The sequence below is a fragment of the Macromonas bipunctata genome (assembly GCF_002837135.1).
GTDB lineage: Bacteria > Pseudomonadota > Gammaproteobacteria > Burkholderiales > Burkholderiaceae_C > Macromonas_A > Macromonas_A bipunctata.
In genome coordinates this window covers 43,332-59,698 of sequence record NZ_NWBQ01000005.1, presented here as the reverse complement: position 1 = coordinate 59,698, position 16,367 = coordinate 43,332, and the positions used below count along the sequence as shown (strand labels likewise).

Sequence of the window (16,367 nt, the reverse complement as noted above, 5' to 3'; positions counted from 1 at the left end):
CAACCCGATGGAGACATGTGATGTTTAAGAAGATCCTCATTGCCAACCGGGGCGAGATTGCCTGCCGCGTCATCGCCACCGCCAAGAAAATGGGCATCGCCACTGTGGCGGTGTATTCCGAGGCCGACAAAGAAGCGCGCCATGTGCGCCTGGCCGATGAGGCCGTGTTGCTGGGCCCGGCCCCGTCGCGCGAGTCCTATCTGGTGGCCGACAAGATCATTGCCGCCGCCAAGGTCACGGGGGCCCAGGCCATCCATCCGGGTTACGGCTTTCTGAGCGAAAACGAAGCCTTTGCCCAACGTTGTGAAGACGAAGGCATTGCCTTCATTGGCCCCAAGGCCCACAGCATTGCCGCCATGGGCGACAAGATCGCTTCCAAGAAGCTGGCCAACGAGGCCCAGGTCAACACCATTCCGGGTTACAACGACCCGATTGCCAACGCCGAAGCGGCGGTCGAGATCGCCAAGGGTATCGGCTATCCGGTGATGATCAAAGCCTCGGCGGGTGGTGGCGGCAAGGGCTTGCGCGTGGCCTTCAACGACAAGGAAGCCTTGGAAGGCTTTACCGCTTGTCAGAACGAAGCGCGCAACAGCTTTGGCGACGACCGCATCTTTATTGAAAAGTTTGTGGAGCAGCCACGCCACATCGAAATCCAGATTCTGGGCGACAGCCACGGCAACGTGGTGTACCTCAATGAGCGCGAGTGCTCCATCCAGCGCCGCCACCAGAAGGTGATCGAGGAAGCACCGTCGCCCTTCATCAGCGAAGAAACCCGCAAGGCGATGGGTGAGCAGGCTGTGGCATTGGCCAAGGCTGTGAAATACCAGTCCGCCGGCACGGTGGAATTTGTGGTGGGCAAGAACCAGGACTTCTACTTTCTGGAAATGAACACCCGCTTGCAGGTGGAACACCCCGTCACCGAGTGCATCACCGGGCTGGACTTGGTGGAGCAGATGATCCGCGTGGCCGCCGGCGAGAAGCTCAACCTGCGTCAAGAAGACATCAAGCGCGACGGCTGGGCGATGGAGTGCCGTATCAACGCCGAAGACCCGTTCCGCAACTTTTTGCCATCCACAGGCCGCTTGGTGCGTTTCACGCCACCGGCTGAAACCATGTGGCAGGCCGATCCGTCGCAGAAGTACGGTGTGCGCGTCGATACCGGCGTGTTCGAGGGTGGCGAGATCCCGATGTACTACGATTCGATGATCGCCAAGCTCATCGTACATGGCAAAGACCGCAACGATGCGATTGCCAAGATGCGCGAGGCGCTCAACGGTTTTGTTATCCGTGGCATCAACAGCAACATCCCGTTCCAAGCGGCGCTGTTGGCGCACCCGGATTTTGTGTCGGGCAACTTCAACACCGGCTTCATTGCGCACCATTACGCCGGTGGCTTCCACGCCGAGGATGTGCCGCACGACGACGAAAATTTGCTGGTGGCACTGGCCGCGTTCGTGCGCCGCAAGTCGCGTCAGCGCGCTTCGGGCATGTCGGGCCAATTGCCGGGTTACGGCGTCCAGGTCGAGAAGGCCTACACCGTGGTCAGCCTGTCGCGCGATGGACAACACCGCCACACCGGCGTGCAGGTGGACGATGGCGATACCGCCACCTCGGCCACTGCTTACGTCAATGGCAAGCGTTACCACATCTGTTCCGCCTCGCGCCTGAACGATATTGTCATCACCGGCACGGTGAACGGCAACCCGTTTACCGCGCAAATTGAGCGCGGTACAGCCCGCAACCCGCTGGCGCTGGTGGTGCAGCACAACGGCACCAAGCTGGAGTGCATGGTCATGTCGCCGCGCGCGGCCGAGCTGCAAGCCATGATGCCGTTCAAGGCCCCGCCGGACATGAGCCGCTTTGTGCTGTCGCCGATGCCGGGCTTGCTGGTGGATGTGGCGGTGCAGGTCGGCCAGAAGGTGCAGGCGGGCGAACGCGTGGCCGTCATCGAAGCCATGAAGATGGAAAACGTGCTGTTTGCCGCCGCCGATGGCGTGGTGGCCAAGGTGTTGGCCCACAAGGGCGAATCGCTGGTGGTGGATCAACCGATTGTGGAGTTTGAGAAATGAGCCAGCGTCCGTTCAAGGTGCTGAGCATCCAGCAAATTGCCATCGGTGGCCCCGACAAGACCCGCTTGCAAAAGCTGTGGGTGGACATGTTGGGGCTGGAAGTCACCGGCACGTTCAAGAGCGAACGCGAGAACGTGGACGAGGACATCTGCGCGATGGGCACGGGCCCGTTCAAGGTCGAGGTGGACTTGATGCAGCCGCTGGATCCGGACAAAAAACCCGCTGTCCACGCCACGCCGCTCAACCACGTGGGGCTGTGGATCGACGACCTGCCGCAGGCCGTGGAGTGGCTCACCGCCCAAGGGGTGCGCTTTGCGCCGGGCGGTATCCGTAAGGGCGCAGCGGGTTTTGACATCTGCTTTTTGCACCCCAAGGCCAGCGACGAGTTTCCGATCGCCGGTGAGGGCGTGTTGATTGAGTTGGTGCAGGCACCGCCCGAGGTGGTGCAGGCATTTGCTACATTGGCGGGATGAGTTCCAGCCCCGTCAGTTCCAACGCCGAATGGCAACGCCGCACGCTGGCCAGCGTGTGGCACCCGTGTACCCAGATGCAGCGTGCCGAGGTGGTGCCGCCCTTGCCGATTGCCCGCGCCAGTGGCCCGTGGCTGTTCGACCAAGACGGACAACGCTACTTCGATGCCAACAGCAGCTGGTGGGTCAACCTGTTTGGCCACGCCGATGAGCGCATCAACACCGCGCTCAAGGCGCAGTTGGACACGCTGCCGCACGTGATGCTGGCCGGGTGTACCCACGCCCCGGCGGTGGAATTGGCCGAACGCCTGTCGGCACGTACAGGTGGCGTGCTGGGGCACGCTTTTTACGCCAGTGATGGCGCTTCGGCGGTGGAAATTGCGCTGAAGATGAGTTTCCATTACTGGCGCAACGTGGGGCAGGGCGACAAGCGCGGGTTTGTCTGCCTGCGTCAGGGCTACCACGGCGAGACGCTGGGCGCATTGGCCGTGACCGACGTGGCCGTGTTCCGCGATGCTTACGACCCGCTGTTGATGCGGTCGCACCAGGTTGCCAGCCCCGATGCACGCCAAGCCCAGCCCGGCGAGGATGCTGCCGCCGTAGCGCAACGCGCTGCTGCCGAGCTGGAGGCTGTGTTGCAACAGCGCCAAGGCCAGATCGCCGCCGTCATCATTGAGCCGCTGGTGCAGTGCGCGGCGGGCATGGCCATGCACGATGCGTCTTACGTCCGGCAAGTGCGTGCGCTGTGCGACCGTTACCAGGTGCATTTGATTGCCGATGAGATTGCGGTCGGTTGTGGTCGCACCGGCACCTTTTTTGCCTGCGAGCAGGCAGGCATCTGGCCCGATTTTGTGTGCCTGTCCAAGGGCATCACGGGCGGTTATTTGCCGTTGTCGCTGGTGTTGACGCGCGATGCGGTGTACCGCGCTTTCCTCTCCGACGATGTGGCGCGCGGTTTTCTGCATTCCCACTCCTACACCGGCAACGCGCTGGCATGCCGGGCGGCGCTGGCCGTCTTGGATCGTTTTGAGCAAGACGACGTGCTGGCGCACAACGCCCAGCAAGCCTTGACGTTGGACGCTGCATTGCAGCCCCTGCACAAAGACCCACGCATCGAACACTGGCGGCGTTGTGGCATGATTTGGGCCTTCGATGTGCGGCCCGAACACGCCCAAGGGCGTTTTGCCGAACGTTTCCACCAGATTGCACGGCGGTACGAGTTGCTGATCCGCCCCATAGGCCGCACCGTGTACCTGATGCCCCCTTACCTGTTGAATGAAGCCCTGTCGCAGTGGCTGGCACAGCGCCTGATGGCGGTGCTGGACGAGGCGACGGCTTGTCTCGATGCTGATTCGCCATCTCCACCGCCAACTGCTTGAACTGGACGCTGCCGGGTTGCGCCGCCGACCCCGCACGGTAGCCAGTCCCTGCGCGCCGCAGGTCACGCAGGCATCAGGCCAGGCGTTGCTGGCCTTTTGCAGCAACGACTATTTGGGTTTGGCCCACCATCCCACGTTGGTCGCGGCTTCGAGCGAGGGCGCGCAACGCTGGGGGGTGGGCAGTGGGGCCTCGCACCTGGTCAGTGGCCATACCCAAGCCCATGCCGAGTTGGAGGATGATCTGGCGCGCTGGTTCGCACCGCACATTCCGGGCGCGCGCGCACTGGTGCTGGGCAGCGGTTACGCCGCCAATTTGGCACTGATGACCGCTTTGGCCGATGGCCAGACCACGATTTTTTCCGACAAGCTCAACCACGCATCTTTGATCGACGGCAGCTTGTTGGCACCGGCGGCCAAGCGGTTGCGCTACCCACATGGCGCGCTGGATGTGCTGGAGCGCCAATTGCGCGCCTGTGACACGCCCATCAAGCTCATCGTTACCGATGCGGTGTTCAGCATGGACGGGGATGTGGCCGATGTGCCCGCCTTGCTGGCGCTGGCCGAGGCCCACGACGCTTGGCTGGTGCTGGACGACGCGCACGGCCTCGGGGTGCTGGGCGCGCACGGCCACGGCACCCTGGAGCATTTCGGCTTGTGCAGCGAGCGCCTGATTGTGATGGGCACGCTGGGCAAGGCCGCAGGGGTGGCCGGGGCCTTTGTGGCCGCTCACCCCACCATCATTGCGTGGCTGGTGCAGCGCGCCCGCAGCTACATCTATACCACCGCCATGCCCGCCGTGCAGGCCCACACGCTGCGCGCCAGTCTGGCCCTGATCGAAAGCCCGGAGGGCGATGTGCGGCGCGCCCACCTGCGCAATCTGCTGGCCCAATGGCGGGCTGGGGTGCAACCTGTGCTGGCCCAGCGGCCCGATTGGTCACTGCCGGATTCGTACACCGCCATCCAGCCGCTGGTGGTGGGGGGCAACGAGACCGCTTTGCGCCTGTCGGCTGCGTTGGAGGCGCAAGGGCTGTGGGTGCCCGCCATCCGTCCGCCCACCGTGCCGGTGGGCACAGCGCGTTTGCGCATCACCTTCAGCGCCGCGCACAGCATGGCCGATGTGGCGCAGTTGCTGCACGCTTTGGCCGATGTGGCACAACATCTGGAGCCCGCATGAGCGGTATCAACGGTATTTTTGTGACCGGCACCGACACCGAAGTCGGCAAAACCCACATCAGCGCGGGCTTGTTGCACTGGCTGTGCCAGCGCGGTGTACGGGCCGCAGGCTACAAGCCAGTGGCGGCGGGCATGGAACCCAACGCCGAGGGGGTCTGGATCAACGAGGACGTGGCATTGTTGCAGCGCCACAGCCCGGTGCCGGTGTCGATGGCGCAGGTGGGGCCGTGCCAGTTGCGTACCGCCTGTGCTCCGCACATTGCCGCTGCGCTGGAGCAGCGTCCCATCGACCGCGCCGCTTTGCTCCAAGGAGCGCAGGCCTTGGCCGCTCAGGCCGATGTGCTGGTGGTGGAAGGAGCCGGCGGCCTGTGCATTCCGCTGGGGCCGGACTGGGACAGCGCCGATCTGATGGCTGATCTTGCCTTGCCGGTGGTGCTGGTGGTCGGGTTGCGCCTGGGGTGCTTGAACCACGCCATCTTGACCGCTGAAGCTGTGGCCGCGCGCGGTTTGCGTCTGGTGGGCTGGGTGGGCAACACCATAGATCCGGCCATGCCGCATCTGTCCGACAATGTGCGCACCCTGACGCACGAACTGCAACGCCGCCACCAGGTACCGTGCTGGGGCATTGTGCCGCACCTGAGCCCGCCCGATGCCGCCAGCATCGCCCGATTTTTCCAGGCCGATGTGTTGCAAGCCCATTTTGGGCCACTGCACGCGCAGGCCGTTTCCTCCGTCTGAACTTCAAGACACCATGACCACTGTCGCTTCTGTTCCCCTGAGTTCCCTGCGCCGCCCGGTGCCCGCTGCGGCAGCGCCCGATGCCCGCTGGAGCGTGGCCGATGTGGCCGCCTTGTTCGAGCTGCCGTTCATGGATTTGCTGTTCCGCGCCCAGCAGGTACACCGTGAGCATTTCAACCCCAACGAGGTGCAGCTCTCCACCCTGTTGTCCATCAAGACTGGCGGTTGCGCCGAAGACTGCGGCTACTGCCCGCAATCGTCGCACTTTGACGCGGGCGTGGAAGCCAGCAAACTGATGCCGTTGGACGAAGTGTTGCAAGCCGCCCAAGCCGCCAAAGACCAGGGTGCCACACGCTTTTGCATGGGCGCGGCGTGGCGCAGCCCCAAGGAGCGCGACATGGAGCGCGTGACCGAAATGGTGCAAGGTGTGCGCGCCTTGGGCCTGGAAACCTGCATGACGCTGGGCATGCTCGATGCCGACCAGGCGCACCAGCTCAAAGACGCTGGGTTGAATTACTACAACCACAACCTTGACAGCGCCCCCGACTTTTACGGCAGCATCATCAGCACCCGCAGCTACCAAGACCGTCTTGATACCCTGAACAATGTGCGCGATGCGGGCATCAACGTCTGCTGCGGCGGCATTGTGGGCTTGGGTGAAACACGGGAACAGCGTGCCGGTCTGATCGCGCAGTTGGCCAACTTGGATCCGTACCCCGAATCGGTGCCAATCAACAACCTGGTGGCCGTGCCCGGCACCCCGCTGGAAAACGCCGAACCTATCGACCCGTTCGAGTTCGTGCGCACCATTGCGGTGGCGCGCATCACCATGCCCACCACCATGGTGCGCCTGTCGGCGGGCCGTGAGCAGATGGACGACGCGCTGCAGGCTTTGTGCTTTGCCGCCGGTGCCAACTCCATCTTCTATGGCGACCGCCTGTTGACCACCACCAACCCGCAGGCCGAACGCGACCGCCGCCTGTTCGAGCGCCTGGGCCTGCACACCCAGGGCGAGCGCCCGGCGGTGCGTGCCGATGCGCCGTCGTCGTGCTGCACCCCGCGCCATGACGCCTGAGTTCCTGGACGACCCTTACCCCACCTACCGCACCTGGCGCGAGGCGGGGCCCATCCACTGGCGCGACGACTTTTTTGGCGGCGCGTGGGTGCTGACCCGCCACGCCGACGTGGAGGCTGCGTTGCGCGATCCGCGTCTGTCGGCCCAGCGCACGGGCGGCTGGGTGATGGACACCACCGACAACGCCGAGGAACGCCGCACATTGGCCCCGCTGCAACGCCTGTTTGCGCGCGCCATGCTGTTCCGCGATCCGCCCGACCACCAGCGGCTGCGCCAAGTGCTGCAACCGGCGTTTCGGCCTGAGCGGCTGGCCGCGTTGCAGCCCGAAGTGGCGCTGATGGTGGAACGCCTGATCGATGCGGTGCCGATTGAGGGCGAATTCGACTTCATGGCCCACATGGCCCGCGCTTTGCCCGCGCAGGTGGTGGCGCGGTTGATGGGGCTGGATGCCGATTTGCAGGACGATTTTTTGCTGTGGTGCGAAGATTTGGCCGCTTTCATCGGCGCGGCCCAGCCCACGCTGGAGCAAGCCCGCACCGCCCAGCGCAGCCTGCTGGACATGGCCGCGTACTTTGAGCGTGACCTGTTGCCCCGCCGTTTGCGCGAGCCTGCCGACGACTGGGTAACGCTGCTGGCGCAAGCCCAAGCCGATGGCCGCATTGAAGCCGGGGCGGAGCTGGTGGCCCAATGCGCCATGTTGCTGTTTGCCGGTTACGAGACCACGCGCAACCTGCTGGGCAACGGCATGTTGAGCTTGCTCAAGCACCCCGACCAGTGGCAGCGTCTGTGCGAGCAACCCGATCTGGCCGCTCCAGCGGTGCGCGAACTGTTGCGCTTTGACAGCCCGGTGCAATGGACGGGGCGGCGTGCGGCCACTGACGTGGAACTGGCGGGCCAGCCGGTGCGTCGGGGTCAACTGGTGCTGGCGCTGATCGGATCGGCCAACCGCGACCCTGAGCGCCACCCCGACCCGGACACGCTGGACATCACGCGCAGCAACGTGGGCGCGCTGTCGTTTGGCAGTGGCCCGCACGTGTGCATTGGTGCTGCGTTGACCCAGTTGGAGGCCCAAGCGGTGTTCAAGGCGTTGGCCCAGCGTTGCGCCCATTGGCAACTGGCGGCTGCGCCACAGCGCAACGGCAACCCTGTGTACCGGGGGCTGCACGCTTTGCGCTTACGCGCTTGAGCTGGGGCTTGCCGTTGTGGCGGCTTGCCGTTGCTGGCGTGAACGCGCCAGCGCGGCTTCAATCAGCACGCGTTTCTTGTCCAGCACCACCGGGTCGGTGATCTTGGAGTGCTCGGCCAGATGGGCCAGTTTGTCTTCGGCCTTGCGTTCTTGGCGCGCTTGGTGTTCCACCGCTTCGCGTTGCAGACGCTGTTGTCGCCACGTGTAGCGTGCGCGGGCGGTGTCGGCTTGTTGCATCGACCACGCTTCCCAGCCGGTTTGGGTGCCGCTCGCGTTCTCCAGCTGGATGCAATCGACCGGGCACACCGGAATGCACAGTTCGCAGCCGGTGCAATACGGCTCGATGACGGTGTGCATGCGTTTGTGGGTGCCCACAATCGCGTCGGTGGGGCAGGCTTTGATGCACAGGGTGCAACCGATGCACCAATCCTCATCAATGACGGCCAGTGTGCGCGGCGCTTCTTGCCCGTGTTCGGGGTTGAGGGCTTGCAGGGGTTGGCCCGTCAGCGCGGCCAGCTTGCGCACGCCTTGCGCACCGCCCGGTGGGCACTGGTTGATGGCGGCCTCGCCGTGGGCGATGGCCTGCGCGTAGGCCGCGCAGTCCGGGTAGCCGCAGCGGGTGCATTGGGTTTGCGGCAGCGCAGCGTTGAGCTGCGCCGCCAGTCCGGTGAGGGAGGAAGCCTCCGGCACAGCACCTGCCATGGGCTTCAGCGGCGGCCCGGGCGACCGGCGTAGCCCTTGCCGCTGGCCGCCGTGCGGCGTGCCGGGGCGGTGCCAGCGGCAGGCTTGGCCGGTGCCGCCGCAGCAGCGAGTGCCGCGGCCGTGGCCTCAGCGGCTTGTGGTGCTGTGGCTTGCGCTTCGGTGCTGGCGCCGCTGGCTTCTTGCGTTACCGCAGCCGTTTCGGCCACAGTTTCTGCCTCAGCGGCTGCTGTCGGGCTGGTGACGGCGGCCTCCGGTTCTGCGGCGGCCACGCTTTCCGGTGCTGCTGTGGTCTCTTGTGCGGCCAGCGGGGCCGGGGCAATCACGGCTTCCGTCATCGCTTCGGCCACGGCCGGGGTGGCGACGGGTGTGGTGACAGCGGCTGCAGTCGGCTGGGCGGTGCCGTTGTGGCTCCAGATGAAGGCCTTGACCGCCGGGTACACCATCTCGCGCCAGCGGCGGCCGCTGAAGATGCCGTAGTGGCCCGCGCCTTCGGCCTTGTAGTGCTGGCGGCGCGCCTCGGGGATGCCGGTGCACATGTCGTGTGCGGCGGCGGTCTGGCCTGCGCCCGAGATGTCGTCCAGTTCCCCTTCCACCGTCAGCAGCGCGGTGGTGGTGATGTCGGCCGGACGCACGCGCTCCAGCTCGCCGTCGGGGCTGCGCACGTCCCAGGTGCCCTTGACCAGCTTGAACTCCTGGAACACGGTCTGGATGGTCTCCAGGTAGTAGTGCGCGTCCATGTCCAGCACCGCGTTGTACTCGTCGTAGAACTGGCGGTGGCTGTCGGCGCTTTCGTTGTCGCCCTTGATGAGGTCGCGAAAGTAGTCGTAGTGGCTGTTGGCGTGGCGGTCGGGGTTCATGGCCACAAAGCCCGCGTATTGCAAGAAGCCGGGGTACACGCGGCGGCCCGCACCGGGGAAGTTGCTCGGCACGCGGTAGATCACGTTGTTCTCGAGCCACTCGAAGCTGCGGTGTACCGCCAGCGTGTTGACGGCGGTGGGCGAGCGGCTGGCGTCGATCGGGCCGCCCATCATGGTCATGGACAGCGGGGTTTTCTCGCCGCGCGTGGCCATCAGCGACACGGCGGCCATCACCGGCACGGTGGGTTGGCACACGCTGATGACATGGCAGTTGCCGTAACGTTCTTGCAGGTAGCGCACGAAGTCCTGCACGTAGTTGACGTAGTCGTCGAGGTGGAAGTCGCCCTCGGACTGCGGCACCAGGCGCGCGTTGCGCCAGTCGGTGATGTAAACCTTGTGGTCGCGCAGCATGGTGCGCACGGTGTCGCGCAGCAGCGTGGCGTAGTGGCCCGACAGCGGTGCTACGATCAGCACCACGGGCTGGCCCTTGAGCTGGGTCAGGGTGGCCGGGTCATCGGTGAAGCGCTTGAAGCGGCGCAGCTCGCAGAACGGCTTGTTGATCTCGACGCGCTCGTAGATGGCCACGTCCACGCCGTTCACCGTCACGGTGCGGATGTCGAAGGCGGGTTTTTCGTAATCCTTGCCCAGGCGGTGCAGCAGGTCGTAGCCGGCGGCAATGCGTTGCGCCCAGGGGTTCTGGCCCAGCGGCGACAGCGGGTTGCTGTACAGCTTGGAGACGGCTTGCGCCAGGTCAGAGAACGGCTCCATCAACGAGCGTTGGGTTTCGTAGATCTGGTAGAGCATGTTTTTCTCTCATTCAATATTATGTTGCAGTGCAGCAATATAGCAGGTTTGGCGCGCCGACACCGTATTTCCAGTCGATGTCGGGCCATAAAAAAAGCCGGACGAGCCGGCTTTTGGACATCAGCTGCGGTGCAGCCAATGGCGTCACAGCACGGCGGCGATGGCCTTGCAGACGTAGTCGATGTTCTTGCTGTTGAGCGCGGCCACGCACATGCGGCCGGTGTCGGTGCCGTACACGCCAAATTCGCTGCGCAGGCGCACCATCTGATCCTTGGTCAGGCCCGAGTAGCTGAACATGCCGATCTGGGTGGTGATGAAGGACATGTCGCGCGCCACGCCAGCGGCCTTGAGGCCATCCACCAGCTTCTGGCGCATTTCCTTGATGCGCACGCGCATGCCGCCCAGTTCCTGCTCCCACAGGGCGCGCAGTTCTGGGTTGCTCAGCACAGCGGCCACCACAGCACCACCGTGGGTGGGCGGGTTGGAGTAGTTGGTGCGGATGACGATCTTGAGCTGGCTCAGCACGCGGGCGGCTTCTTCTTTGTTGTCGCACAGCACGCTCAGGGCACCCACGCGCTCGCCGTACAGGCTGAAGCTCTTGGAGAAGCTGGTGGACACAAAGAAGGTCAGGCCAGCGGCCACGAACTTGCCGATCACGGCACCGTCTTCGGCAATGCCAAAGCCAAAGCCCTGGTAGGCCATGTCGAGGAACGGGGTCAGGCCCTTGGCCTGGATCACGGCGATCACCTGATCCCACTGTGCGGGGGTCAAGTCGTAGCCGGTCGGGTTGTGGCAGCAGGCGTGCAGCACGATGATGGTGCCCGCTTCGGCGGCGTTGAGGCTGGCCAGCATGCCTTCAAAGTTGACACCGCGTTTTTCAGCGTCGTAGTAGGCGTAGGTGTCCACTTCAAAACCAGCGTTGGCAAACAGCGCGCGGTGGTTTTCCCAGCTCGGGTCGGAGATCAGCACCTTGGCGTTGGGGCTGAGTTTCTTCAGGAAGTCGGCACCAATTTTGAGGCCACCGGTGCCGCCAATGGCTTGCACGGTGGCCACACGGCCACTCTGCACCGGCTCGCTGTCGGCACCGAACACCAGCGCCTTGACACCGTTGTCGTAGGCCGCAATGCCGTCGATGGGCAGGTAGCCGCGTGCGGTGGGCTTTTCCATCAGCGTGGCTTCGGCTTGCTGCACGCATTGCAGCAGCGGCAGCTTGCCGTTGTCGTCGTAGTACACGCCCACGCCCAGGTTGACCTTGTTGGGGTTGGTGTCGGCGGCAAATTGCTCGTTCAGGCCCAGAATCGGGTCGCGGGGGGCCATTTCAACGGCGGAAAACAGAGACATGGAGGTACCTGTGAGTGTGTGAAAGAAGCGGGGTTGCAATTTTAACGGTGCAGCGCGGTGTCAGGCACCGGCCACGGGCAGGATGCGCGCCAGCAGCGCACCTTGGTACTGTTCGGGCAGCGGGATACGCACCTTGAGCGGGCTGCCTGGTGCCACGGTGACGGCTTCGCCATCGAGTTTTTGCATCTGTTCCAGCGTGATGATTTGGTTGCCGCTGGGGTGGATGACTTGAAGCTGGTCGCCAACCGAGAACTTGTTTTTGACTTCCACCTCTGCCCAGCCGTCTTGGATGGCGTGTACGTCGCCCACGTAGTGGCTGTGGCCCACCAATGAATGGCCGGTTTCGTAGTTTTGGTAGTCCTGGCTGGGGCGGCGTTCCAGAAAGCCACTGGTGTAGCCTCGGTTGGCCAGCCCTTCCAGCTCGGTGATGAGCCGGGGGTTGAACGGGCGGCCCGCTACTGCGTCGTCAATGGCCTGGCGGTAGATTTGCGCCGTGCGCGCCACGTAGTACAGGCTCTTGGTGCGGCCCTCGATCTTGAGCGAATCGACACCAATTTCGGCCAGACGTTGCACGTGCTCAATGGCGCGCAAGTCTTTGCTGTTCATGATGTAGGTGCCGTGCTCGTCTTCCATGATGGGCATGAGCTGCCCCGGTCGGCCCGCTTCTTCGATCAGGTACACCTGATCGGCCTTAGGGTGGCGCTGGCCGCCGCCGCAGGCGGCAAAGGATTGTTCGGCTTCCTCTTGCGCCTGGTTGAAGTTGAAGCCTTGCTCCATTGCCACAGGAATGGCTTCGCCGGTGTTGGGGTCGGTGGCGGTGGGTTGGGTTTTGTAGTCCCAACGGCAGGCGTTGGTGCAGGTGCCTTGGTTGGGGTCGCGGCGGTTGAAGTAGCCGCTCAACAGGCAGCGCCCCGAGTACGCAATGCACAGCGCCCCGTGGACGAACACTTCCAGCTCCATGTCGGGGCATTCTTGGCGGATTTTCTCGATTTCGTCCAGGCTCAGTTCGCGGCTCAAAATGATGCGGGTCACGCCCACCTTTTGCCAGAACTTGACCGCTGCCCAGTTGACGGTGTTGGCCTGCACCGAGAGGTGGATGGCCACTTCGGGGTATTTCTCGCGCACCATCATGATGAGGCCGGGGTCGGCCATGATGAGCGCGTCGGGCTTCATGGCGATGACGGGTTCGATGTCGCGCAGGTAGGTGCGCACCTTGTCGTTGTGCGGCAGCAGGTTGCTCGTGACGAAGAATTTTTTGCCCCGCGCGTGGGCTTCGTTGATGCCGATTTCAATCTGTTCGAGCCGGAATTCGTTGTTGCGGGCGCGCAAGGAGTAGCGGGGCTGGCCGGCGTAAATCGCATCGGCACCAAAGTCGTAAGCGGCGCGCATTTTGTCCAGCGAGCCAGCGGGTAACAGCAGTTCAGGGGCTTTGAGGGTCGTCATGCGCCGATTGTCCGGCAAGTGGGCCAAACGGTGGCAGTGCGGGGGCAAATCTTCAGGCTGGTGCGTAGCGCAGCAGCATCTGGTACAGCTTTTCCGGGTGGATGGGTTTGCTCAGGTGCTCGTTCATGCCCAAGGCTTTGCAGCGTTCGGCTTCTTCCACCATGGCGTGTGCGGTCAGGGCGACGATGGGCAGTTGCTCAAACTGCGGTTGGGTGCGCAGGCGCTGGGTGGCGGTGTAGCCGTCCATCACGGGCATTTGCATGTCCATCAGCACCAGGTGGTAGTGGTCGGGCGCGTGGGCGTGCAGTTTGTCCAACGCCTGCTGGCCGTCGGCGGCCACATCGACCTGTATTTTTTTGGCTTCCAGCAGTTTGCGTGCCAGCAGTTGGTTGACCATGTTGTCCTCCACCAGCAGCACGCGCATGCCGGCCAGCCGGGCGGTGTCGTCGGACGTGGGGGATGCGGCAGGCGTGGGTACCGGGGTCGGCTGGCGGTTTTTGAAGATGGAGCGGATGTGCTCGGGCAGCACGGGTTTGGTCAATACGCGCTGCACGCCCAAGCCCTCGGCCATGTGTTGCAGGCCGGCCATGTCGTGCGCCGACACAATCACCACCGACGTGGCCGCCAGTTGCGGCAAGCGGCGGATGTCGCGCACAAACGCCTCGCCATCGGTGCCGGGCATCACCCAGTCCACAAACAGCAGGTCAAAGCGCGCACCACTGTGCAGGGTTTGCAGCGCCGCTTGGGCCGATGTGACCCATTGCACCTGCAATCCCATGCTGCCCAGCATGCCCGCCAGCACGCGGGCCGCGTCTTCGTTGTCGTCCACCACCAAGCAAGTGGACGAGGCCACAGGCTGCGGCAGGCCTGGCGCGCCGCTGTGGGTGCCGGCGCTGGGGGGGCACTGGCTCAAAGTCCAGCTCGAACGTGAAGCGTGTGCCTTTGCCCACTTCGCTGTGGACATCGATGTGGCCGCCCATCATGCCCACCAGCCGTTTGGTGATGGCCAGGCCCAGCCCGGTGCCGCCAAAGCGGCGTGTGGTGGAGCCATCGGCTTGCGTAAACTCTTGGAACAGTCCGGCCATTTGTTCGGCGCTCATGCCGATGCCGGAATCCTCGACCGTAAAGGCGATGCCCACGGGGTTTGCGCCGGGTGTGGTGGTGCTGCGCACCGACACCACCACGCCCCCCGTGGTGGTGAACTTGACGGCGTTGCTCAACAGGTTGATGAGGATTTGTTCCAGCCGCAGGCCGTCGCCCAAAAACACCGCTTGTTCGTTGACCAATTGGGCATCGGGCATGTCCAACAGCAGCTCCAGCCCTTTGTCGGCGGCTTGCTTGCGCACCATCACCAGCGAGTTGGACAGCACGTCTTCCAGCCGGAACGGCACGCGCTCCAGCTCCAGTTTGCCCGCCTCAATCTTGGAGAAGTCCAGAATGTCGTTGATGATGCGCAGCAGCGAGTTGCCCGCCGAGTGGATGCGTTTGACGTATTCGCACTGTTCCTCGTTGAGCGGGGTTTGCAGCGCGAGGTAGCTCATGCCAATGATGGCGTTCATGGGCGTGCGGATTTCGTGGCTCATGTTGGCCAAAAACATGCTCTTGGCGTTGTTGGCTTCCACCAGCGAGGTGTGGGCCTTGCGCAAGTCCTCAATGCCCGCGTTGATGCCGGATTGCAGTTCGCGCAAACTGCCCAAGTAGGTGCCGCTCATCCGTGCCGAAAAATCCCCTTGTGCCACGTCGGTCACGGCTTGATTGGCATCGTCCAACGCAGCACGCAGGCTGCACAACAGGTTGTTGAAGCTGTGTTGCAGCTCGCCAATTTCGTCGGCTTGTCCCACTTCCACCGGCACATCAAAGCGTTGCAAGCTGGTGGCCAGCCGGATGCTGGTCAGCATGGATTGCAGCGGCACCATGATGAGCCGTTTCACGTCCCACAAAATGATGGCCGCCATCAGCAGTATCAGGCAGGCGCTGCCCAGCATCATGAGCCAGATTTTGGCTTCGTACTTGGCAATCACGGCGTTGGTGGGCCCGGCATCCACCAGCAAAATGTTTTTACCAATGGTGGTGCCGCTCTCGTCGTGGATATCGCGCACGGTGACCAGCCGCTGCCCCAGCAGCACGGGTTGCGAGAGTTGGGCGATGGTGTTCCAGTGTTGGCGCACAAAGGCCACGTCGGCGGCCTCGAACCATTCGGCGTGTGCCAGCAGTTGGCCATCCTGAATGCGGGGGTTGCGCTGGAAGACGGCGGGCAACGCACCTTGTGTGCGCGCGCGCAGCCGCGCTTCGTCAATCACCATCACCCAGCCCACCGATTGCCGCTGGAGGTCTTGCACCACCGAGCGCACGCCTTGCGTGACCGAGATCAAACCCAGCAATTGGCCTTGGTGCAGCACGGGTGCAAAGCCCACAATGCCCGCGCCCGCGTTGCCCACCCCAAAGTGGGCGTGGGCGGTGCGCGTTTGGGCCACAATGGGGCCCAGCGGGTGGGGCGCTTTGGCCCCAAAAAAAGCAGGGTCCCAAGAGCGGGCCACGATCTCAAAATCGGCGTTGATGACTTGGGCGCGCACGTGTTTGTACGACGTGACTTCGGCAAAATCTTTTTGCAAATCTGTGACGACTTCCAACAGCGGCGCGCGGTTGCGCGTGAGCAAACCTTGTTGAATCCGACGGTCGCGTGCCAGTGCGGTGCTGGTGGCCACCACCGCAGATTCTTTGGTGGCCAACTGTTGGTCTAGGCTCTTGAACGCGGCGCTGGCGGCCTGTTCGGTGGCGTTTTGGGCTTCGAGCCGAATCACCACCAGGTACACGCCCAAGGCAATCAGCCCCACGCAGCCCAGCGCAACAAAGGTGGCACGAAGAAAAAGGGTTCTAAAAAGACTGCGGTGTTGCTGTGGCATGTCGGGTCGCCAGATTTTTCTGTTCTAAATCACCGAATCTGGCATTCTATGCCACCACTTGGCCGTTTTCGCGCACAAAAAAGCCCACTTGAACCAAGTGGGCTGAAGAAATGGCGGTTTTTTGTGGTGCCGGAAAGAGGAATCGAACCCCCGACCTTCTCATTACGAATGAGCTGCTCTACCGACTGAGCTATTCCGGCACGCATTCAGCGTGGTGCTGAAAACAG

13 protein-coding genes and 1 tRNA gene are annotated in these 16,367 nt (G+C 63.7%); 7 read left to right on the top strand and 7 right to left on the bottom strand.

Annotation, left to right across the window (positions count from 1 at the left end; genetic code table 11):
- Positions 1-20: 20 nt before the first annotated feature.
- The 7 genes from accC to CON76_RS01160 are packed head-to-tail and all read left to right on the top strand — an operon-like array spanning position 21 to position 8,090.
- On the top strand, positions 21-2,069 hold the full coding sequence (gene accC, locus CON76_RS01190) for an acetyl-CoA carboxylase biotin carboxylase subunit (protein WP_101101281.1): 2,049 nt from the start codon (positions 21-23) through the stop codon (positions 2,067-2,069).
- Positions 2,066-2,542, top strand: coding sequence for a VOC family protein (locus CON76_RS01185; RefSeq protein ID WP_101101279.1), 477 nt, complete (start codon positions 2,066-2,068; stop codon positions 2,540-2,542). Before accC ends, CON76_RS01185 begins: the two co-directional genes overlap by 4 nt.
- On the top strand, positions 2,539-3,918 hold the full coding sequence (gene bioA, locus CON76_RS01180; protein ID WP_101101277.1) for an adenosylmethionine--8-amino-7-oxononanoate transaminase: 1,380 nt from the start codon (positions 2,539-2,541) through the stop codon (positions 3,916-3,918). Before CON76_RS01185 ends, bioA begins: the two co-directional genes overlap by 4 nt.
- Positions 3,884-5,092 carry an 8-amino-7-oxononanoate synthase gene (gene bioF, locus CON76_RS01175; protein ID WP_101101275.1) on the top strand — a complete coding sequence of 403 codons (1,209 nt, stop codon included), beginning with the start codon at positions 3,884-3,886 and terminating at the stop codon, positions 5,090-5,092. The genes bioA and bioF overlap by 35 nt, the downstream gene beginning before the upstream one ends.
- Complete coding sequence (gene bioD / locus CON76_RS01170) at positions 5,089-5,829, top strand: dethiobiotin synthase (RefSeq protein WP_101101273.1); 741 nt, start codon at positions 5,089-5,091, stop codon at positions 5,827-5,829. The genes bioF and bioD overlap by 4 nt, the downstream gene beginning before the upstream one ends.
- Before the next feature lie 13 nt (positions 5,830-5,842).
- Positions 5,843-6,904 (top strand): biotin synthase BioB, encoded by a 1,062-nt coding sequence (bioB, locus tag CON76_RS01165; RefSeq protein WP_101101271.1) that lies wholly within the window; start codon positions 5,843-5,845, stop codon positions 6,902-6,904.
- Positions 6,894-8,090: a cytochrome P450 gene (locus CON76_RS01160; protein WP_240592703.1), complete on the top strand. Its 1,197-nt coding sequence runs from the start codon at positions 6,894-6,896 to the stop codon at positions 8,088-8,090. The genes bioB and CON76_RS01160 overlap by 11 nt, the downstream gene beginning before the upstream one ends.
- Here CON76_RS01160 and rsxB read toward each other — a convergent pair.
- The 7 genes from rsxB to CON76_RS01125 all read right to left on the bottom strand — a co-directional run bounded on the left by rsxB (position 8,079) and on the right by CON76_RS01125 (position 16,340).
- Complete coding sequence (gene rsxB, locus CON76_RS01155) at positions 8,079-8,792, bottom strand: electron transport complex subunit RsxB (RefSeq protein WP_101101267.1); 714 nt, start codon at positions 8,790-8,792, stop codon at positions 8,079-8,081. The genes CON76_RS01160 and rsxB overlap by 12 nt on opposite strands.
- A 5-nt stretch (positions 8,793-8,797) precedes the next feature.
- Positions 8,798-10,453 carry a polyhydroxyalkanoate depolymerase gene (locus CON76_RS01150; RefSeq protein WP_101101265.1) on the bottom strand — a complete coding sequence of 552 codons (1,656 nt, stop codon included), beginning with the start codon at positions 10,451-10,453 and terminating at the stop codon, positions 8,798-8,800.
- A 144-nt stretch (positions 10,454-10,597) separates the two neighbouring features.
- Complete coding sequence (locus CON76_RS01145; protein WP_101101263.1) at positions 10,598-11,794, bottom strand: amino acid aminotransferase; 1,197 nt, start codon at positions 11,792-11,794, stop codon at positions 10,598-10,600.
- A 60-nt stretch (positions 11,795-11,854) separates the two neighbouring features.
- Positions 11,855-13,237 (bottom strand): prephenate-dependent tRNA uridine(34) hydroxylase TrhP, encoded by a 1,383-nt coding sequence (gene trhP / locus CON76_RS01140; RefSeq protein ID WP_420812874.1) that lies wholly within the window; start codon positions 13,235-13,237, stop codon positions 11,855-11,857.
- A gap of 52 nt (positions 13,238-13,289) precedes the next feature.
- Positions 13,290-14,015 (bottom strand): response regulator, encoded by a 726-nt coding sequence (locus tag CON76_RS01135; RefSeq protein WP_240592705.1) that lies wholly within the window; start codon positions 14,013-14,015, stop codon positions 13,290-13,292.
- Entirely contained in the window at positions 13,942-16,140 is a 2,199-nt protein-coding gene (locus CON76_RS13380; protein WP_101101259.1) for an ATP-binding protein, read from the bottom strand. Before CON76_RS13380 ends, CON76_RS01135 begins: the two co-directional genes overlap by 74 nt.
- Before the next feature lie 124 nt (positions 16,141-16,264).
- Positions 16,265-16,340, bottom strand: a tRNA-Thr gene (locus tag CON76_RS01125).
- Positions 16,341-16,367: the final 27 nt, after the last annotated feature.